The following is an 18,835-nucleotide window of genomic DNA, read 5'->3' on the forward strand; positions in this document are numbered from 1 at the left end:
ACAATGTATGAACGTAATTATGAGTTATTAAGAAGTAAGTTTGCAGAGTTTTTTCTGCCTACATTATTCACTTCCATGGCAGGAAATATTTGTCTTTTTGTAGATGGTTTGATTGTGAGTTTTTTGCTCGGTGCAGCCAACCTGTCAGCAATTCAGATTGTTGCTCCCATAATCACTTTTGTAAATCTCATTTACTGGATGATTGGATTGGGAGGCAGTGTTCTCTGCTCTGTTGCAAAGGCGGAATTCGATGATGAAAAGAGCAATAGCTACTTTTCGGTGGCAATAATATCTCTTTTAACAATAGGGATAGTGATAGCAATTGTAGGTCTTATATTTTCAGGCTCAATTGCCCAGTTTTTATGTGCTTCACAGCCCGAATTGATTCCGGATGTCACTAGCTATTTCCGTTCATTGGTTATTGGAATGCCGTTTTTATGTTATATGATGAGTTTATCATACTTTATAAGGGCAGATGGAATTCCTACCTTGCCTTTCAGAGCAATATTGTTGGCTAACATTATCAACATCTGCTTTGATTTCATATATATTCAATTCTTTAATTTGGGAATAGGGGGTGCCGCATTGGCTACCTCAACAGGGTATTTGACAGGTTCAATATTCATTTCATATTATTTCTTCAAGTCAGAGCGTACATTACAATTCATAAAATTGAAATTAAGTTCGTTTTTATCTTTCCTTAAGGGGATTGTCACTTCAGGATTTTCATCTGCATCGACCCAATTGTACTTGACATTAAAGCTATTGATTATAAACTCCTTGATTGGAATATATGTTGGAAACGCAGGTCTTGTAGCATTTGGTATTTGTTATAACAGTTTGTTCATATTGTACATATTTTTAATTGGGACATCTCAGACAATGTCTCCAATTGTGTCAGTTTACTATAAGGAAGAGGATTATTCCGGTGTGAATTACATTATTCGCAGATCATTGAAAATAGTGTTTGTTTCAAGTCTTGCATTGGCGGTTTTATTCATCATTTGTCCTCAATCCTTGTTGATGTTGTACAGCGTTAAGGACCCGGCTTATGTTCCTGTTGTCTTAAATGCTGTAAGGATATTTGCAATAAGCTATGTGGGAACTGCAATAACATTCTTATATACGTTCTATTCTCAGGCAATACAGAAAAATCAATTGTCTACAATCATTTCATTGCTTGAAGGATTGATATTTCCGATTGGATTTGCAACAGTATTGTCCTTTGTGTTTGGAGGAAATGGAATCTGGATTTCATTTGCATTGGCAGAACTCTTTACAATACTGTTCATATTTGCATATTCAAGATACCTCAACAGGAAAACCAATGGGGAGTTCTCAGGATTTTTTATCAACAAGCATAATGACGATACAAAAGTATGCGAGTATACCATACATGGCAATATTGAAGAGGCTGTTGAATTGTCACAAGAGGTTCAAAATTATTTAGAAGGCAACAAATCCGCAATGGTGGTAAGTATGGCCATTGAGGAAATGATTGTGAATATTATCAACATTAATGATGAGGTCGACACAATTGATGTGATTGTCAGAAATAATGATGACAATATCACGATTTCAATCAAGGATACAGGAATCGATTTCAATCCTATGACTGAAAATGATAATTTGGAATTTGACAACATTAGTGTCCTAAACAGAATAGCCGATAAAATCGATTATTCCAGGGTTTTGGGATTGAACAGTACAGTTATCACAATCAAAAATTAATCTCTATTGCGGATAATGTTAATGCGTTATCTGCTCTATGTATCCTCCACACCTAAATCCAATAGACAAATATGTGATAAAATTTACAAAAAAATTATCACTTGAAATAAATAGTGTTTTCATATTGTAAAATTGATTTGGGCGATAACCAAGTCTTTATATTATTGGAAGAATAAGATTATTTTATGAATCTGAAAATAATTGATAATTTAGTAGTTGTCATTGACAATATTGTTCCTGCAAGATATTTGTCCAAGTTTCAGGAATTTTTGTTGAGTGGAGCCATTTTTACAGATGCGAGTAAAGTTTTAGCTATTCTTGTAATTTTTTTATTATTGTCAGAAACTGCTTTAGCATCATCATTGATGTTTCTAAACCTTCCTCTATCTGTGTTGATTATACCACTTTTTTCAATTCCTGGACTGTTCACATATGTCATTGTTCAGCAGGAAAGAAGGGCACAGGAAATAGAGCGGACGGCACCTGACTTTTTAAGGCAACTCTCCAGCATGCTCCAGGTAGGATTGAGCTTTGAAAACGCAATGGAGGACATGTCACAGTACGGCGAAGGTCCATTATACGATGAGATGCGAAGGACGATCATTGAGATTAGAATGGGTCGCAATTTCGATGAGGCATGGATTGCAATGAGCAAGCGACTGAAATCCCGTGAACTGGAGAGGATATTCGGAATAATACTTGACGGTCGTAAAAGCGGCTCAAGCATCTCAAAGGTGCTGTCTGATGTGTCAGATGACTTAAGGGATTTGATGGCATTGAAGCGTGAAAGAAGATCATCGGTGATGATGTCGGTGATGTTCCTTTTAATCGCAGCAGTCATAGCAACCCCGTTCGCCATAGGAATGGTCAGCGTCTATTCAAGCTTCATGCAGGGATTCGGCATGGAATCGGAAATCATCATGACCGCACCGATAGCGGGGGAAATATATTTAATCATCCATTCGATACTTGTCGGTTTCATAATCAGCATCATAATGGATGGTGAGGTTAAAAAGGGAGTGAAATACTCATTGCCGTTGGTTGTTGCTTCATTCGGAATATTCTATTTAATATCAACATTCGGCGGAACATTGCTAATGGGAGGTTTTTAAATGGATAATAAGGGACAGGCATCATCGGAATTCATATTGCTTTTCGGCGGAATTGTGGTTGTGGTGATTCTTGCAATCTACTTGTACAATAATTACATGAGTGATTTGAGTGGGGAGATATCCTCCAGGGAGGTGAGTGAATTCAACAATGAGTTGAAAGCATTGGGTAAGCTTTTTAAATGATGAAATTTTCCCATTCATCATCACCTTTTTAAATAATGTAAACAAATATTCACAATATGAAGAGAGTGTTCAAAGCGGTTGAAAAATATTATTTCATAATTATCATATTGTTCGTCATATCATCATTAATTTATCCGGTGGCTTTCAATTGGGTTTTAAGTGAAGTCAATGGGGTAAAGGTAATCAATCTGCTTTTAAGCTTGGTGATTTTTACAATGGGTACCACATTGGAATTTGATAATTTTGCCAATGTGTTCAGGCATCCCCGCGAGATAGCGGTTGGAATCTCTGCCCAATACATTATCATGCCCGTTTTGGCTTTTATTATTGCAAGCATTTTCTCCTTAGACACTGCCCTGACAGTAGGTTTGGTGCTGGTCGGCACTGTACCTGGAGGAACCGCTTCCGATGTCATAACCTTCCTGGCAGATGGTGATGTGGCATTGTCAGTTTCCCTGACTGCAATATCCACTATTTTATCCCCGCTTTTAACTCCAATAATCACATTGCTGTTAATAGGCAATCTGATACATTTCAATCCTGTGGACATGTTCATTTCAATTGTGCATATAGTGCTTATTCCAATTGCTTTAGGTTTGCTTTTAAACTATAAGTTCCCAAGCTTTTGTGAAAAGCTAAAGGATTACTTGCCGGGTTTGGCTTCCCTGGTTGTTTGTGTGATTGTTGCAGGAGTAATCGGAGCCAATAAGCAGGCAATCTTGACATCTTCCGTGATTGTGATTGTCGTGATTGTCTTATTGTATTTCTTAGGGATGCTGCTTGGATTTGTCGCAGGCTACCTGACCGGTATGAAAAGGAAACAAATCATTACCGTAGCCATCGAATTGGCATTCCAAAATTCAGGATTGTCCACCAGTCTTGCTAAAACTCATTTCCCAAACCTTGCTCAGGCAACAGTTCCAGGGGCATTATATTCAGTTTGGCAAAACCTGGCGGGGTCCATTCTGGCATATCTGTTTAAGAAGTATCATGACTGATTAATGTCTGATATATTTGCCAAAATTTTAATATTTTTAATGATAAACATTTGATCCAGCTGAGCATTTAATGAGAAAATCAATGGTGATAAGATGCAATCTGATGCAATAGTTAACGCAATACTATCCTTCATTATTCCAGGTGTGGGTCAAGCAATAAATGGATATAAGAAAAAAGGTATCATAATGTTTGTAATCGCACTAATTATGGGCATTTTGGTTTATTATTTCCATATTCGAATAATCGGAAACATAGTGACTATACTATATTCATTATATGCTGCGTATGATGCATATAGTACATACTAGACTGATTTTAGATTTTCTCACATGAGAAAATCTAAATGTGTCCTTTAAGCTTAGGAATAATCCACATTGTCACTATTGAAAGCAGGCAGCAAATGATGACTGCCGGAGGATATGCGAAATACCCGATAACCATCCCGATGATGACCAGAACAATGGTCATTAAGTAAATATAATCTTTTTGTAAAACCAGCTGCAATGCAATATTTGCCGGATCGGAATCCTTCAGGAACTTGGAAATCAGCTTTGAAAGCAATGCGGTTACAATGAAACTCAAACCATAGAGGAATTGCGGGAAGAACACATAGAAATTCTCCGCAACAAAAGTTGTAAGGTATGGCAGGAGTGAGAACACGAACAATGTGATTCCCATTGTCCAGATGACCTTTGAGTCAACCTTGTTCACGATGCTGAACAGGTTATTGTTGAAATTCCAGAAGTTGAAGCATACAATGAAACTGATTGCATAAATGATGAATTCATATTTCAATGCAAACAATGCTTCCCAGGAGCCGGATGATGCAAGAGGTATCTCCAGAACAATGATTGTTATGATGATCGCTAAAATGGCATCAATCAAGGCTTCAAATCTTTCAGTTTCCATTTTCACCCTCCCTTGTAAATCTGGCAATCAAAATCCATAAGACAATTGACAACAGGCAGGTAATGTAGATTCCCGGTATATAAACGGTATAGGTCAGGATAAAACCAATCGCCATCACTATTAACGGGATGTTATGCATTGGGTTTGTGATTTGAAGATCATGGATGTTGCTGTAGGGATTGCTCTTGACAATGGTCCAATTCGCAGCAGTGTTCAGGATATGTGTTGCAATGAATATCACTCCAAACATTGTCTCGGCAGGAATTGAATAAACATTATTCGCAATCCAAATGGTGAAATAAGGAAGCAAAGAAATGACAAATGTCATGACTCCATAAATCCACAATGTGATATTGTCGATATTGTCCACAGCCCGGAACAGGTTATGGTTGGCATACCAGATATTATACAATATCAAAAAGCTAATCAAATAGGCAATATAAATGTTCTGCAGCTCCAAAATTCCAGCCAAGGTAGGAGTTGTCGGCTGGGGGATTTTCAAAACCAGAACCGTTATTATGATTGCAATGATTGCATCAAAAAATGTTTCAAATCTATCGGTTTCCATAAGATAATATTTATAATTTTTTAATATAAAAATATTAATAACAGGTGATAAGATGGACATGCTAATAGGCGGAAAATATGTTACAAGCGAAGACAGGCAGGATGTGAAAAATCCTTTCAATGGTGAAGTAATCGACACAGTGCCGATAGCACACTTGCAAACAGCACAATTGGCAATTGATGCGGCTAATGATGCAAAGGAATCATTGACTGAAATGTCAGCATTCAAAGTATCAAACAAACTCTATAATGTTGTTGAAAAGCTAAAGGAACATAAGGAGGAATTTGCCGAACTGTTGACAAGGGAGGTTGGAAAACCAATAAATGAATCCCTGGTGGAATTGGACAGGTCAATAGAAACACTTAAACTGGCCGCTGAAGAGGCAAAAAGAATCTATGGTGAAAGCGTACCATTGGATGCAGGATTGAACGGAAAGGGATTTTTTGCATTCACACAACGCCTCCCATTAGGGGTGGTGGCTGCAATAACTCCATTCAACTATCCCCTAAACCTGACAATCCATAAAATAGCACCTGCAATATCATGCAAAAACACAGTGATAGTCAAACCACCAACAGAAGCGCCCCTGACAGTGATGATGTTCTGCGAACTGCTTAACGAGGAATTCCCCGACGGGGTGGTGAATACTGTGACAGGCTACGGTTCGGAAGTTGGAGACTACCTTGTAACCTCGCCGGAAGTTAATAAAATATCATTCACAGGAAGCGTAACAACCGGATTGATGATATCCCAAAAGGCAGGGATGAAAAAGGTGACACTTGAGCTTGGCGGAAACGACCCGATGATTGTTCTGAAGGATGCAGATATTGACAAGGCAGTCAAAGGAGTGATCAACGGAGCATTCCTAAATGCCGGCCAGGTCTGCATGGGCGTTAAGAGAATAATCATTGAAGAGGAAATCGCTGATGAATTTGCACAGAAGCTTGTTGGGGAAACCGAAAAGCTGGTGATGGGAAATCCTCTGGACTCAAAAACAACTCTTGGAACATTAATCTCTGAAAATGCCGCCAGACAAGTTGAGGAGACAGTTAACAATGCAGTTGAAGATGGTGCAGAAATATTGATTGGCGGAGCGCGTGAAGGAGCATTCTATCAGGCAACAGTAATTGATAAGGTAACTCCATGCATGGATCTTGTGGTCAATGAAACATTCGGTCCGGTGGCACCAATAATCCGCATAGATTCAGTGGAGGAAGCCATTGAAGTGGCAAACGATACTGAATATGGTCTTCAGGCAGGAGTATTCACTGAAAGCTATTCGAATGCAATGAAATGTGCACGGGAAGTCGAGGCAGGAACAGTATTCATAAATAAGCAGTCAACATTCAGAACAGACAACATGCCTTTCGGAGGATTTAAAAACAGTGGCGTTGGAAAAGAAGGAATTAAATACGCCGTTGAAGAAATGACAAAAACAAAATTAATAGGGTTAAATTTAAGATGAAATAGCTAAATTTTTAGCTATTTTAAATAATTTTCAACAAGGTTACGTGTTTCATTAAGGGATTCCATAGGTATTCCCTTTGGCATTTGGCCGAGTTCGCCTTCAACATCCTTTAGGATGCTGCCGTTCATACCAAGGAACATTCCTTCGCTCACAATGTCGCTGAATGACTGTGGGGGAAGCAGGGAAACTCCTACTCTATTGTCATCTTTAACGTTCAGGTCATTTGTGACAACGGTTATTGCACGCTTTCCAAGATTGACATTGCATAACATCAGCTTATCATTTTTAGGATGCTGTGTAACGCTCATCACTTCACCGACCTTGATGTCCACTCCCATAATCGGATCATTTATCGGGCCTAAGGCCAGACGGTCTTTTAAGCCGATTATAGTGTCTAGGAAGAATCTCACCTTTGCAATGTTTTCCTGGGTTTTCTCCTTGTCCTCTTTTGGAGTGTTGCTTAGGAACTTCTTGTTCCAATCGTCCCCTCCCAGGTATTCGATGATTTTTTCAGCCTTTTCTTTTAATGAAGCAACATCAGGAGAGTTCACCAATTCATCTCCTTCAAGGTAAGAGTAAGTTAATGATTGAAAATCACTGTTCATTTGTTTTCCTAAATCAATAGCTTGTTTCTTGTTCCAACTTCCTCTGAATGATGCTGTTGGAATGAGATTCAGGTAGTTTTCTCTTGCCTTGCTTGCTACTAGAATTCTATAATCTTTAGTTGTATCCCACATTTGAAGTCCTCTTTTTAGTCTAAATTATATTTTAAATTTATAATTTAATAAATTTTTTGTTAAATAAGCGATTTTAAAGTTTAAAAAACAAAAACTATTTATATTAACAATAAAATAAATTTATACATATTTATTTAATTATTATGTGGTGTAATCATGGTAGAAGTTTCAAAATTACGCAGTTTAGATATTTATACCAACACAGGACACTATGTTGGTCGTGTAGAAGACGTCATTCTTAATATTAGATTAGGAACTATTTCAAAATTACAAGTAAGGGCTATTGAACAACAACCAAAACCAGCAGGTCTTTCCAGGTCATTTATGGGTATGCTCCGTGGAGAAAGTCCTGAAGAAAATGAAATGAGGTCATTCCAAAGCGATTTATTGACCGTGGATTTTGATAAGGTTCAGGCTATTGGAGACATTATGTTAATTAACCCTAGGGATATGAAAAAAATCAATCCGGAACCTCAAATCCCTGAAGTTCAAGTTCCAAAACCAGAAAACCCAGAACCACAAGTTGAAACCCAAACCCAATTCGATGCTGAAAGATTATAATCAAAAAATCTTTCAATTAAATTCTTTTTTTTATAAAACTCTTTTTACGTGATAACTATGAAAGTAGGTATTATAGGCTGTGGAGCCATTGCTAACATTATAACAACCAGTATTGTTCAGGAAGAAAACAATATAGACATTGCATACTTCTTTGACAAGGATATTGAAAGAGCGGAAAACCTTGCAAGCTTGGCTGGAGGCGTGGCGGTTCTTGACTTTGATGACATGCTGAATGATGTTGATCTGATTTTGGAATGTGCAGCGCCGGTTTCAGTAAAGGAATATGCTCCAAAAGTGCTAGGTCATGGAATTGACATGATCGTGATGAGCATCGGCGCATTGATGGATTTTGATTTTTATCATGAGTTAGAATCCCTTGCAAAGGATAACGGTGCCAAGATACACCTTCCATCAGGAGCCATCGTCGGCTTGGATGGAATAAAGGCTGTTGCCAAATTCGGTCTTAAGGAAGTTAGTCTCGTTACTAGAAAATCACCAAAATCACTTGGCAAGAACATTGATACTGAAGAGGTGCTGTTTGAAGGAAAAGCATCCGATGCCGTAAAGGAATTCCCATTAAACATCAATGTTGCGGCAACCATCAGTATCGCATGCCAAAGAGACATTGACGTGAAAATCATTGTTGACCCGAAAGTTGACAGGAATGTGCATGAAATCACCGCCAAGGGGGATTTCGGTGAGTTCAAGACAACAACCATGAATTATCCATGTGCGGCCAATCCGAAAACAAGCATGCTGGCGGCACTTTCAGCAATTAGATTGCTTAAAAGTTTCAATGAAACCATTTGTGTGGGTATGTAATGAAGGATTATGAAGTTTATTCATCTCTAAAAGTTCCGAAAAACTCAAAGATTGTCATTCGTCTAGATGGCAGAAGTTTCCATAAGCTGGCTAGCGATTTAAAATTGGTCAAGCCATATGACGAGAATTTTTACAAGGTAATTTCAATGGTATGTAGGGATTTATTTGAGGAATTCTCTCCATTGTTCGTCTACACTTTTTCAGATGAGATAAGCTTGATACTTGATAATGTTCCTTTTGAAGGCCGTGTTGAAAAGATAGATTCCGTTGTTGCAAGTTTCACCGCAAGTTCATTTGTAATGCATTATGATGTTGATTTCACAAAGCCCCCTGCATTCGATTCAAGGATAATTCCGATTGCGGAGGGGGACATTCTTAAATATTTCAGGTGGAGGCAGGACGAATGCTGGAGGAATTGCGTCAACTCCCACGGCATCACTTACCTCAAATCAAAGTATTCAAATTCTGAAGCAAACGATAAAATAAATGGGTTGAAGTTAAATGAAATCCATGAATTATTGTTCCAAAATGGCATTAACTTAAACGATATCGAAACCTATAAAAAAAGAGGGATAGGAATATATAGGAAACATAAGGAAGTGGTCGGTTTCAACAAAAAGGAAAACAGGAACCAAACATCATACAGGAGTTATGTTCACACCGACTGGGAGCTTCCAAAATTCACTGAAGAATTCTTTAAGAAAATCGGAGTGATTAAATGAGCTTTATATCAAGACTGTTCGGAAACAAAAACGAGGATGAATTCAATGAAGTAAGGGTTGACCGTGAGGTTCTTGAATCCGTAATATATTATGCTAAAAAATCATACCCTAATGAATTTCTTGCATTCTTCGATGGGGAAATAAAGGATAAAATCCTATACATCACAGGATTAATATTCGTTCCGGGAGAAACATGCGAAACAGGGGCTGTGGTTCATACTGAAAGGCTTCCAATGAATACCAAGTACATGGGATCAGTCCACTCACACCCAGGGCCAAGCGCAATGCCCTCCGATGCGGATTTAAAGACATTTTCAAAAAACGGATTCTTCCACATGATTGTATGCCTTCCATACTCCCTTGAAACTTTCAGGTCATATGATAGGTACGGTCAGCATCTGGACTACACAATCGGGGACTATTCACACTTCAACGACAACAATCCCGATGACTTTTTCGATGAAAGCGACGTAATCACAGACGACGATGATTTCAAACCGGGATTTTTCGATGAGGAGGATGATGAATTCTTCAAGACCCTTGATGAAACCCGCAAAGACCATTATGCGGAATATGAAAAAAGACACCAGATAAACAACCGGCCGGATATACACATACCTCTTGATCCGATCAATATCATATCAAATACTCAATTGCCTCAAAACCATCAAGTAATCAGAATTGAGTTAAATTCGGATGGCAGTGTTAAAAAAATTAGTAAAAATAAAAAATAAAAAACAATTATGGTGAAAAATTGTTTTTTATAATTCTAATCCGTTAGCTTCATAAACATTGTCTAAAGCTTGGATTTCTTTAATTACATCTTTTGGAATTTCTTTATCTAAGGTTAAGACCATAATGGCTCTTCCGCCTTTTATGTCTCTTCCAACTTGCATGATTCCAATGTTTACTCCATGTTCGCCTAGTTTTGTTCCGATTTTACCAATGCTTCCTGGCACGTCTTCGTATTTGGCGATGAACATGTGTCCTTCAGGAATGACGTCCACCCAGTAACCGTTAACCTTCAGGATTCTTGCTTCGTGCAGGTGTGTTCCTTCAGCAGAGAAGGTGTCCTCATCACTTTTTGCAATAACTTTGATTAATGATTCGTAACCCTTAGCGTTATCTTTTCTTCCTTCAGTAATGCTGATTCCTCTTTCCTTAGCAACAAGGGAAGCGTTTACCGCATTGACCGGGGAGCTTAAGAATGGGTTTACTGCACCTTGGATAACTGTTCTGGTTAATATTTCAAGGTTGTCGATTTCTGCCAATTCTCCACTGTAGACGATTTCAATCTCTTTGATTTTGCCGTTGATTCCTTGTGAGATGAAACTTCCTAATTTTTCACATAATTCCATGTACGGTGCAACTTCCTGATAGGTGTTGTTGTCGATGCGTGGCATGTTTAAAACGTTTTTAGGATTGTTTCCTTTAATCAAGTCAATGATTTCATCAGCTACTATGATTGCAGCGTCTCTTTGTGCTTCTTTGGTTGAAGCCGCAATGTGTGGAGTTAAAACAATGTTGTCTAATTCGAATAATTTTGAGTCGCTTGCAGGTGGTTCTTCTTCATACACGTCCAATGCTGCACCGCCGATTTTATTGTTGACCAATGCGTCGTATAAAGCGTCTTCATCAATGATTCCACCACGGGCACAGTTCACGATGTATGCTGTGTCCTTCATCAAGTCAAACTGTTCAGCGGATATTGAATGTTTGGTTTCCGGGGTGAGAGGCACGTGGATTGTAATGAAATCGGAGTTCTTAAGAACTGTGTCTAGATCTGTTAAGTCAACGCCCATCTGCTTAGCCACTTCTTCAGGCAGGTATGGGTCGTAAGCCATTGCATCCATTCCAAATGCCTTACATCTGTTGACCACTTGTGAACCGATTCTTCCCATACCGATTACACCGAGAGTTTTGTTTCTGAGTTCAACACCCATGAACTGTTTTTTCTCCCATTTGCCGTCTTTGACTGATTTGTCTGCAATTGCGATTTTACGGGCCATGCTTAAGATCAATCCCATTGTGTGTTCCGCTACGGTCACGGAAGTTGATTCCGGTGAGTTGACAACCATGATACCCTTTTCGGTTGCAGCGTCGAGGTCGATGTTGTCCACTCCGACACCTGCTCTTGCGATGATTTGCAAATTGTCAGCTTTTTTAATGATGTCTGCGGTTAATTTTGTCCGGCTTCTTACAATGATTCCATTGTATTCATGTATGGTATCTGCTAATTCTTCAGGAGTAATGCTAGTATCTACAACGACTTCTGCTACTTCCTTTAAATTTTCAATACCTTTTTCGTTAATAGCATCAGCAATAAGTACTTTCATATTTTCACCATAATTTTTCTTGAATATTTAATAATAAATATTAGTTAAATGTATGTTTTTTATTATATTTAAAAGATGTTCATATACTTAAATTTTAACATATTCATTAATTTCATTTCCAAATATTTTCCTGTGAAACAATTAAATAACATTTAAATTAATAACTATTAATTGGTGATATAATGGTATCAGTAGATGAATATGTAATTTCAACCGCAAATGATGTGCCAGGATATAGAATCGTTGAAACAAAAGGCTTCATATATGGATTGACCGTTAGAAGCAGAGGTGCCGGGGGCCAAATCGGCGCAGGCATCAAATCTCTCTTCGGAGGCGAAATCAAGCAATATGTGACCATGATGGAAGAGTCCCGTGACGAAGCATTGTCAAGGGCAATTGAACATGCCAAGGAATTGGGCGCCAACGGAATCATTGCAATCAGATTCGATTCAAATGAAATATCAGATGTCATGCAGGAAATCCTGGTATATGGAACCGCAGTGGTTGTTGAAAAGGAATAGGTATCCATGTTTTTTGAGGATTTAAACTATAAAGGCAAGACAATACCTCAAACCATACTGGGCTACGGGCCGTTCATGGCCGAGCTATATTACGGCCATAGGTCCAGACTGTATCTGGATGATTTATACAATAATCCCCAATACGCTTGCGAAGTCATCATGGAATCCTATGACCAGGGCGTGCGTGCAATCAACCTCGTCAACGATGACAACCTGCTTAAGGCATATGATTTGGCGGCTGATGCGGGCTGTGTGATGAAAGTCATTGCGACAATAGGCAAGAGTGACGTTGATTATCTAAACCCTAACTATGAGGTCGCAAAGGAAGTTGACTGGGATGAGGATATAGAGCTGTTCTCAACATATGACTGTCCGCTGATGCTTGTTGATGAGTTCATCACAGATGCTTACGACTGGAGATTGACAACCAAGATGCTGAACAGGATAAACGACACTGGGGCACTGTCAGGCCTTGTCACAGCATTCCCATCAAGAACAACAGACCTGCTTGGGGATAACATTGATCTGGATTTGTTTGACTTTTACATGATGCCTTTGAACAGCTTATCCTACATGATGGACATCAATGCATTCAATGCTTCTCAAAGACAGGAATTCGTTGACAGGGTGTTGAAATTAAACAAAAAAATAATAGCCACCAGGACATTGGCGGCAGGGGTATTGAAACCAAGGGAAGCATTCACCTTTTTTAAAAGTGTTGATTATGTGGATGCAATATCAATTGGTGTTGCAAAAATAGAAGAGGCTCGTGAAGACTTTGAATTGTTGAAGCAATTCTAAAGTTTCACAATTTCATATTCTTCAAATGGAACATGCCCGTCCTCTTCAAGGGATTGGTTCAAGTCAGCCAGTCCATTGATCAGGTCCTTGATGTTCTTGTTGGATGGTTTCTTGCCGGTTATCTGCAGGTATTGTCTTGGTGAGATTTCGCACAGGTCGCATTCGAAATTGCAGCACCTGTCCTTTTCTTCGCATCCGTATCCTTCCTGAGCCTCATCGGTTCCGATTACAATATCGTCAAGGATTCTGGATACTCTTTCATCTGATGCAAACATTGCTATTTTTTGAGTTTTGCCACATATTCCAATGGCTTTCTGGCCTTTGAAATTGCAAACCCATTTTATCGGATAGTTTTCCATTCCAGTTATCTGTAAGTTCTCCATATTACCACACTAGTTTTCCTTTCTCTCTTTTATCATCTTCAATAGTTCTTTTGAATTTTCAAATTCCTTAAGCTCCCAAGACTTAATCACTGGCACCGTGCCGATCGATTCCTTGATCTTGTCATTGTTGATGATGAAAACAGGCTCGGAGGTTGTCACCATTGATAAGTCCTTAAGAGGTATTGCCATTCTTTTAAGTGTTTTCTCACTTCTGTTCTTTTCAACATTAGCCATTAATGGGGAATGCTTGTCTGAACTTTTCATTTTAGCCACTGCATCAAATGGACTTTTATTGGTGGATATGACTCCATATCCTAGTTTTGATAAGTCATTAACATCATCAGTGTATTTGATGGCATCGTTTTGAGGCTGCTTTAACAGGTCAATGTCAAGGGTCACCTTGGTATTCAGTATTTCCTCCAGAATCATTGCTGTTTCGGTGTTGGCCCTCACAATGCCGTTTTCATACTTGTACATTGTTGCACGTGAAACATGGGCCAGGTTGGCCAGGTCCTTAAGTGACATTGAATACTCTTCACGGTATTGCTTTATGACATTGCCGTCGATTTTAACGAAGTATCCTCCACGGTCAGCCAGGATTTCAGGGTATTCGTTATACACAATCATGTTTTTCAATGTATCGAAGCCAATGGCGGGAATGTCATATCTCTCATAAATCACGCCTTCCTCCAATGCTCCGTTTCGGGATTTTTCACCTATTATTATCGGGGAGGCTAGAAATATGTTCGCCAATTGTTTCATTTCATGGGCGTTCTGCTCATTGATGCTGTCAATATTCAAAAACGTTTTCAGAAGTAGTATTAATAGGTTTTTTCTCGCCACAATATCGAATGAGCCCTGGTCGTAAATGTCAGAGGTTTTATAGCCCTGTGATGTTAGGAGATTCTCGATATTGTGCAGCATTTGGCTTCTTGTCAACATGTTCGGTTACCTCTATTAAACTATATATTCTTTTAACTTTAATATATTTTAAGTAGGTGATTGAGATTAATTATTTGCATATTGGAATAGATGACACTGACTCTCCCGATGGGATGTGCACCACATTTCTCGCCAGCCAAATCATTAACCTATTTGAGGATAATGGCATTGAACTGGTGGATTATCCGAAATTGATTCGCTTAAACCCTTTTGCTCGCTTTAAGACAAGGGGCAACGGCGGTGTTGCATTGAAAATATTGAATGACGATAAGGCGGAGTTGGCCCGCAGTATTGTTCTTGAGGAAGTTGAAAAGCTGTCCATGTTTGACTGCGACAATACCAATCCAGGGGTAATCTTCTATGAGGGTGAAATCACCCGTGAAATGCAGGATTATGCATTCAGGGCAATCTATGAATTCATAACCATTGAGGAGGCTGAAGAGTTTGGAGAGTCCATAGGATGTGAAATCCATAAGTTCAAAAAGGGAAGGGGAATAATAGGATCCATTGCGGCCATCAGTTTGCCCCTGGCGGATTACACCTTTGAATTGCTGGCATACAGGGATTCTGAAAATTATGGTACTGAAAGGCAGATTGACCATGCATCAGTCTACAGGATGGATAAGGAAACCTATCCCGACACCTTTGAAAATATTGACTATTCCGAGGATTACATTGCAATAGAGCCGAAAACCCCATGTCCGGTATTGTACGGCATCAGGTCCAACATTCCCGAAGCATTGCAAAGGGCCAAGGATATAGTTCAGGTTAATGAGCCGATTGTTGACTGGTGCATATTCAAGACAAATCAGCACACTGACATGCACATTCAAAAGGCTTCAAGAATTTCCGACATGAAACAATTCGGATGCTATGAAGTGGTTGGAACCGTCAAGAATAAGCCCACAATCATTGATGGGGGCCACATGTTCTTTTATATATCTGACGGGTCCGGCGAGATTGAGTGCGGGGCGTATGAGCCAACCAAGAACTTCAGAAAAACAGTTTCACATTTGCGCCCAGGTGATGTTATCAGGGTTTACGGCGGGATTGGCGAGCAGAAGACTTTCAATATCGAGAAGTTCCAGGTCATTGAACTTAATGATGTTGAGTATAAAAATCCTGTTTGTGAATGCGGCAAGAGAATGACTTCGGCGGGTAGGAACAAGGGTTTCAAATGCAAGAAGTGCGGCAGAAGAATCGAGTCTGGCAAAAAAGTTCCTATTAAAATTTCTCGTTCTTTAAAAAATCATTGGTTTTATGAAACACCGGTTTCTGCTAGGCGTCACTTGTCAAAACCCCTTTGTAGGATGTTTTAAGATTTTTTAAATTATTTTATTCCTTATTTTTTAATTTTAATAATTTTCATATAAAATAATTAGTTCACTTTTTAGGAAATAAATTAATGTTTTTAATAATTTTTATTCATATTATTAGAACTTTTGAGAACTAAGTCATACTAATTTATATACTAAAAATTTGAAAGTATAAAATAATTAGCATGATAAATTTATAGTGAGTGGGAGAGGATATTATAACTGATAAAAATAATCCTACGAATGAAATTCAACATATTTACCGTGAAAAAACTGATAAGCGTATCTTAAAGAAAAATCCGTGGAAGGACTATGGATTGCACTTTACTGTACTCGTTTTAGTGATAATTGCCGAATTAATCGGTCCGATTAAAATCCCAATTACCAGTGGGGTAGAAGTATCCATAATGCCTCTACTATACACAATGGTTTTAGGACTGGTATTTTACCTAGCAAAGCCGATCAAATGGATTCAAAGAAAACAATCCAGGGTTGCAGAAGGGGCAATGATGCTGTTTATCGGCATATTGATTGCTAAACTCGCTGTGTCCAGCGGACAATCAATGCACCTATTGTTTGAAATGGGTCCTGCATTGCTGTTGCAGGAATTAGGACACTTGGCAACAATTTTAATCGCTCTTCCGGTAGCATTGCTTTTAGGATTTAAACGAGAAGCCATCGGTATGACCAATTCAATCGGTCGTGAACCGGAAGTGGCAGTAGTTGTTGATAAATATGGATTCAATTCCCCGGAATCCCGTGGAATATTTGCATTATTCATTGTCGGAACAATAATCGGTACTGTATTCATCAGTTTCCTAACCAGTATCAGTGTTTCACTAATTCCGTTCCACCCATATGCATTCGCTATGGCAAGTGGAGTGGGCAGTGCAAGTATGAATGCGGCTTCCTTAGGACCTACTCTTGCGGCATTTCCAGGATTGGAAACCCAAATCGAGGCGTTTGCAGGATTCAGTAATCTATTGTCATTCTCCATAGGAATATATATTGTAATATTCCTTGCATTGCCATTGACTGAAAAGTTATATTACTTTTTGGAGCCAAAAATTGGAAGAAAGGCAATTGTTGAAGAAAAGGAGGGTGAATAATTATGCCTGATTTGATCGATGGGTCTGAAAACATTACCGTGCATGGAATTTTCAATTGGATATTGCTTCTTGCAATCTTTTCAATAATTACTGTAATAGGTAACTATATCGGCTACAAGCATCCCATTACAGATTCCCTAATTGGAATGTTCATATTGTCCCTGCTCACGCTTGCGGGCGTGTGGATGGAAAGGTATCTGCCTTTCAACATTTCTTCAATTATCTATATCAGTGTAATGGGTATAATATTGGCTTTCCCAGGAATGCCGACATCCGAATTCGTTTCATATTATGTTTCAAAGATTGAACTTCTCTCAATCGTTACCGTATTCCTTGCCTATGTGGGTATTGGAATGGGTAAGAGTTGGAATGAGTTCAAGGCACTTGGTCTGCGCGCAATAATCGTTACTGTCCTGGTTATTGCTTCAACTTATCTTGGTGCGGCCGTTGTGGCACATATTGTTTTAGTTATGACTGGTGTTCCAGTATAACTTTTTTTCTTATTTTGTGAAAATCAACACCACTTTCTATTTCCTATTTAGTGAATTTCATCGTGCCAAATGTATATACTTTAAATAATCCATCATACGAAATATTAAATTGTATACTAACTTTTGATATATTAAATTTTAATATACATCAAAATATTTCTTGGAGTGGATTACAATTCCGGATAAAGATCCAAACGCTCAGCTTGAACATATCTATAGGGAAAAAACGGATAAGCGTATTTTAAAAAGAAATCCATGGAGAGATTACAGATTACACATTACAGTACTAATTTTAGTTGTCATCGCTGAGTTGATAGGCACTATCACCATTCCAATCGCAAAGGACGTGGAAATCACGATAATGCCATTGATATACACCATCATCCTGGGACTTGTTTTTTACCTGGCAAAGCCAATCAAATGGATTCAAAGAAAACAGGCACGTATTGCTGAAGGGGCAATGATGCTTTTCATAGGAGTGTTGATTGCAAAATTAGCTGTGTCCAGCGGACAATCCATAAGCCTCATCTTTGACATGGGTCCGGCATTAATCCTGCAGGAACTGGGACACCTTGCAACCATTCTGGTGCTTCCGATAGCATTGTTATTGGGATTCAAGAAAGAGGCAATCGGAATGACAAACTCAATCGGAAGGGAGCCCAACGTTGCGGTAGTGGTTGACAAGTACGGTTTCAACTCTCCTGAATCAAGAGGAGTGTTTGCAATATTCATCATAGGTACCGTAATAGGCACAATATTCATAAGCTTCCTTGTGACATTCTCACTGTCATTCCTGCCGCTGCACCCATATGCGTTCGCAATGGCTAGTGGAGTGGGCAGCGCAAGCATGAATGCAGCTGCCATAGGACCTACCTTGGCGGCATTTCCGGGAATGGAGACTCAAATCGAGGCGTTTGCAGGATTCAGCAATCTATTGTCATTCTGTGTGGGAATATATATTGTGATATTCGTAGCACTCCCATTGACTGAGAAAGTGTATGATTTGTTGGAGCCTAAAATCGGAAGAAAATCCATAATGCCCAAAAAGGAGGATGAATAGTCATGCCTGATTTGATTGACGGGTCTGAAAACGTTACCGTTCACGGTATTTTCAATTGGATATT

General features: G+C 38.9%; 22 protein-coding genes. 16 read left to right on the forward strand and 6 right to left on the reverse strand.

What is annotated here, in order from left to right:
- The first annotated feature begins 3 nt into the window (after window positions 1–3).
- The 5 genes from QZU77_RS04440 to QZU77_RS04460 all read left to right on the forward strand — a co-directional run bounded on the left by QZU77_RS04440 (window position 4) and on the right by QZU77_RS04460 (window position 4,333).
- Window positions 4–1,731: an MATE family efflux transporter gene (locus QZU77_RS04440; RefSeq protein ID WP_295600611.1), complete on the forward strand. Its 1,728-nt coding sequence runs from the start codon at window positions 4–6 to the stop codon at window positions 1,729–1,731.
- A 185-nt stretch (window positions 1,732–1,916) separates the two neighbouring features.
- Window positions 1,917–2,843 carry a type II secretion system F family protein gene (locus tag QZU77_RS04445; RefSeq protein WP_295600614.1) on the forward strand — a complete coding sequence of 309 codons (927 nt, stop codon included), beginning with the start codon at window positions 1,917–1,919 and terminating at the stop codon, window positions 2,841–2,843.
- Complete coding sequence (locus tag QZU77_RS04450; protein WP_295600617.1) at window positions 2,844–3,026, forward strand: class III signal peptide-containing protein; 183 nt, start codon at window positions 2,844–2,846, stop codon at window positions 3,024–3,026.
- 56 nt (window positions 3,027–3,082) lie between these two features.
- Window positions 3,083–4,024, forward strand: coding sequence for a bile acid:sodium symporter family protein (locus tag QZU77_RS04455; RefSeq protein WP_295600620.1), 942 nt, complete (start codon window positions 3,083–3,085; stop codon window positions 4,022–4,024).
- A 93-nt stretch (window positions 4,025–4,117) separates the two neighbouring features.
- Entirely contained in the window at window positions 4,118–4,333 is a 216-nt protein-coding gene (locus tag QZU77_RS04460; RefSeq protein ID WP_295600623.1) for a hypothetical protein, read from the forward strand.
- 31 nt (window positions 4,334–4,364) lie between these two features.
- Here QZU77_RS04460 and QZU77_RS04465 read toward each other — a convergent pair whose 3' ends face one another.
- Window positions 4,365–4,934, reverse strand: coding sequence for a TMEM175 family protein (locus QZU77_RS04465; RefSeq protein WP_295600626.1), 570 nt, complete (start codon window positions 4,932–4,934; stop codon window positions 4,365–4,367).
- On the reverse strand, window positions 4,924–5,502 hold the full coding sequence (locus QZU77_RS04470) for a TMEM175 family protein (protein ID WP_295600629.1): 579 nt from the start codon (window positions 5,500–5,502) through the stop codon (window positions 4,924–4,926). The genes QZU77_RS04465 and QZU77_RS04470 overlap by 11 nt, the downstream gene beginning before the upstream one ends.
- A 52-nt stretch (window positions 5,503–5,554) precedes the next feature.
- Here QZU77_RS04470 and QZU77_RS04475 point away from each other — a divergent pair, with 52 nt between their 5' ends.
- The gene (locus QZU77_RS04475; protein WP_295600632.1) at window positions 5,555–6,967 is read left to right on the forward strand and encodes a lactaldehyde dehydrogenase; all 1,413 of its coding nucleotides are present in this window, start codon (window positions 5,555–5,557) and stop codon (window positions 6,965–6,967) included.
- A gap of 17 nt (window positions 6,968–6,984) precedes the next feature.
- On the opposite strand, the gene QZU77_RS04480 is transcribed toward QZU77_RS04475, so the two are convergent.
- On the reverse strand, window positions 6,985–7,707 hold the full coding sequence (locus QZU77_RS04480) for a tRNA-binding protein (RefSeq protein ID WP_295600635.1): 723 nt from the start codon (window positions 7,705–7,707) through the stop codon (window positions 6,985–6,987).
- 156 nt (window positions 7,708–7,863) lie between these two features.
- Between QZU77_RS04480 and QZU77_RS04485 the strand changes: the two genes are divergently transcribed.
- The 4 genes from QZU77_RS04485 to QZU77_RS04500 are packed head-to-tail and all read left to right on the forward strand — an operon-like array spanning window position 7,864 to window position 10,546.
- Window positions 7,864–8,268 (forward strand): PRC-barrel domain-containing protein, encoded by a 405-nt coding sequence (locus QZU77_RS04485; RefSeq protein ID WP_295600638.1) that lies wholly within the window; start codon window positions 7,864–7,866, stop codon window positions 8,266–8,268.
- Between the two features lie 57 nt (window positions 8,269–8,325).
- The gene (locus QZU77_RS04490) at window positions 8,326–9,090 is read left to right on the forward strand and encodes an aspartate dehydrogenase (RefSeq protein WP_295600641.1); all 765 of its coding nucleotides are present in this window, start codon (window positions 8,326–8,328) and stop codon (window positions 9,088–9,090) included.
- A complete protein-coding gene (locus QZU77_RS04495; RefSeq protein ID WP_295600644.1) occupies window positions 9,090–9,812 on the forward strand; it encodes a tRNA(His) guanylyltransferase Thg1 family protein in 723 nt (240 codons plus the stop codon). Before QZU77_RS04490 ends, QZU77_RS04495 begins: the two co-directional genes overlap by 1 nt.
- A complete protein-coding gene (locus tag QZU77_RS04500; RefSeq protein WP_295600647.1) occupies window positions 9,809–10,546 on the forward strand; it encodes a Mov34/MPN/PAD-1 family protein in 738 nt (245 codons plus the stop codon). The genes QZU77_RS04495 and QZU77_RS04500 overlap by 4 nt, the downstream gene beginning before the upstream one ends.
- Window positions 10,547–10,573: 27 nt before the next feature.
- Here the strand turns inward: QZU77_RS04500 and serA are convergent, their stop codons facing one another.
- Entirely contained in the window at window positions 10,574–12,148 is a 1,575-nt protein-coding gene (serA, locus tag QZU77_RS04505; protein ID WP_295600650.1) for a phosphoglycerate dehydrogenase, read from the reverse strand.
- Window positions 12,149–12,330: 182 nt separating this feature from the next.
- Here serA and QZU77_RS04510 point away from each other — a divergent pair, with 182 nt between their 5' ends.
- Both QZU77_RS04510 and QZU77_RS04515 read left to right on the forward strand, forming a co-directional pair.
- A complete protein-coding gene (locus QZU77_RS04510; RefSeq protein ID WP_295600653.1) occupies window positions 12,331–12,669 on the forward strand; it encodes a heavy metal-binding domain-containing protein in 339 nt (112 codons plus the stop codon).
- Between the two features lie 6 nt (window positions 12,670–12,675).
- The gene (locus tag QZU77_RS04515; RefSeq protein WP_295600656.1) at window positions 12,676–13,470 is read left to right on the forward strand and encodes a hypothetical protein; all 795 of its coding nucleotides are present in this window, start codon (window positions 12,676–12,678) and stop codon (window positions 13,468–13,470) included.
- Here the strand turns inward: QZU77_RS04515 and QZU77_RS04520 are convergent.
- Both QZU77_RS04520 and QZU77_RS04525 read right to left on the reverse strand, forming a co-directional pair.
- On the reverse strand, window positions 13,467–13,853 hold the full coding sequence (locus tag QZU77_RS04520) for a hypothetical protein (protein ID WP_295600659.1): 387 nt from the start codon (window positions 13,851–13,853) through the stop codon (window positions 13,467–13,469). The two genes, QZU77_RS04515 and QZU77_RS04520, sit on opposite strands and share 4 nt — an antisense overlap.
- A gap of 9 nt (window positions 13,854–13,862) precedes the next feature.
- Window positions 13,863–14,795 (reverse strand): transcriptional regulator, encoded by a 933-nt coding sequence (locus QZU77_RS04525; RefSeq protein WP_295600662.1) that lies wholly within the window; start codon window positions 14,793–14,795, stop codon window positions 13,863–13,865.
- A gap of 56 nt (window positions 14,796–14,851) precedes the next feature.
- Here QZU77_RS04525 and QZU77_RS04530 point away from each other — a divergent pair, with 56 nt between their 5' ends.
- The 4 genes from QZU77_RS04530 (at window position 14,852) to QZU77_RS04545 (ending at window position 18,771) form a co-directional block, all read left to right on the forward strand.
- Window positions 14,852–16,114, forward strand: a complete 1,263-nt coding sequence (locus QZU77_RS04530; protein WP_295600665.1) for a tRNA(Ile)(2)-agmatinylcytidine synthase — start codon at window positions 14,852–14,854, stop codon at window positions 16,112–16,114.
- 200 nt (window positions 16,115–16,314) lie between these two features.
- A complete protein-coding gene (locus tag QZU77_RS04535; RefSeq protein ID WP_366208861.1) occupies window positions 16,315–17,220 on the forward strand; it encodes a DUF3100 domain-containing protein in 906 nt (301 codons plus the stop codon).
- 2 nt (window positions 17,221–17,222) lie between these two features.
- Entirely contained in the window at window positions 17,223–17,711 is a 489-nt protein-coding gene (locus QZU77_RS04540; protein WP_295600671.1) for a hypothetical protein, read from the forward strand.
- Window positions 17,712–17,871: 160 nt separating this feature from the next.
- Entirely contained in the window at window positions 17,872–18,771 is a 900-nt protein-coding gene (locus tag QZU77_RS04545; protein WP_295600674.1) for a DUF3100 domain-containing protein, read from the forward strand.
- Window positions 18,772–18,835 lie beyond the last annotated feature (64 nt).

This window comes from uncultured Methanobrevibacter sp., from assembly GCF_902774605.1.
In the GTDB taxonomy this organism is placed as follows: domain Archaea; phylum Methanobacteriota; class Methanobacteria; order Methanobacteriales; family Methanobacteriaceae; genus Methanocatella.

Excerpts from the sequence above, each read along its gene's own strand:
- QZU77_RS04510 (WP_295600653.1), top strand. The coding sequence starts at position 12,331 with ATGGTATCAGTAGATGAATATGTAATTTCAACCGCAAATGATGTGCCA.
- QZU77_RS04450 (WP_295600617.1), top strand. The coding sequence starts at position 2,844 with ATGGATAATAAGGGACAGGCATCATCGGAATTCATATTGCTTTTCGGC.
- QZU77_RS04485 (WP_295600638.1), top strand. The coding sequence starts at position 7,864 with ATGGTAGAAGTTTCAAAATTACGCAGTTTAGATATTTATACCAACACA.
- QZU77_RS04495 (WP_295600644.1), top strand. The coding sequence starts at position 9,090 with ATGAAGGATTATGAAGTTTATTCATCTCTAAAAGTTCCGAAAAACTCA.
- QZU77_RS04475 (WP_295600632.1), top strand. The coding sequence starts at position 5,555 with ATGGACATGCTAATAGGCGGAAAATATGTTACAAGCGAAGACAGGCAG.
- QZU77_RS04520 (WP_295600659.1), bottom strand. The coding sequence starts at position 13,853 with ATGGAGAACTTACAGATAACTGGAATGGAAAACTATCCGATAAAATGG.
- QZU77_RS04470 (WP_295600629.1), bottom strand. The coding sequence starts at position 5,502 with ATGGAAACCGATAGATTTGAAACATTTTTTGATGCAATCATTGCAATC.
- QZU77_RS04490 (WP_295600641.1), top strand. The coding sequence starts at position 8,326 with ATGAAAGTAGGTATTATAGGCTGTGGAGCCATTGCTAACATTATAACA.
- QZU77_RS04460 (WP_295600623.1), top strand. The coding sequence starts at position 4,118 with ATGCAATCTGATGCAATAGTTAACGCAATACTATCCTTCATTATTCCA.
- QZU77_RS04540 (WP_295600671.1), top strand. The coding sequence starts at position 17,223 with ATGCCTGATTTGATCGATGGGTCTGAAAACATTACCGTGCATGGAATT.
- QZU77_RS04440 (WP_295600611.1), top strand. The coding sequence starts at position 4 with ATGTATGAACGTAATTATGAGTTATTAAGAAGTAAGTTTGCAGAGTTT.
- serA (WP_295600650.1), bottom strand. The coding sequence starts at position 12,148 with ATGAAAGTACTTATTGCTGATGCTATTAACGAAAAAGGTATTGAAAAT.
- QZU77_RS04500 (WP_295600647.1), top strand. The coding sequence starts at position 9,809 with ATGAGCTTTATATCAAGACTGTTCGGAAACAAAAACGAGGATGAATTC.
- QZU77_RS04445 (WP_295600614.1), top strand. The coding sequence starts at position 1,917 with ATGAATCTGAAAATAATTGATAATTTAGTAGTTGTCATTGACAATATT.
- QZU77_RS04525 (WP_295600662.1), bottom strand. The coding sequence starts at position 14,795 with ATGTTGACAAGAAGCCAAATGCTGCACAATATCGAGAATCTCCTAACA.
- QZU77_RS04515 (WP_295600656.1), top strand. The coding sequence starts at position 12,676 with ATGTTTTTTGAGGATTTAAACTATAAAGGCAAGACAATACCTCAAACC.
- QZU77_RS04455 (WP_295600620.1), top strand. The coding sequence starts at position 3,083 with ATGAAGAGAGTGTTCAAAGCGGTTGAAAAATATTATTTCATAATTATC.
- QZU77_RS04480 (WP_295600635.1), bottom strand. The coding sequence starts at position 7,707 with ATGTGGGATACAACTAAAGATTATAGAATTCTAGTAGCAAGCAAGGCA.
- QZU77_RS04465 (WP_295600626.1), bottom strand. The coding sequence starts at position 4,934 with ATGGAAACTGAAAGATTTGAAGCCTTGATTGATGCCATTTTAGCGATC.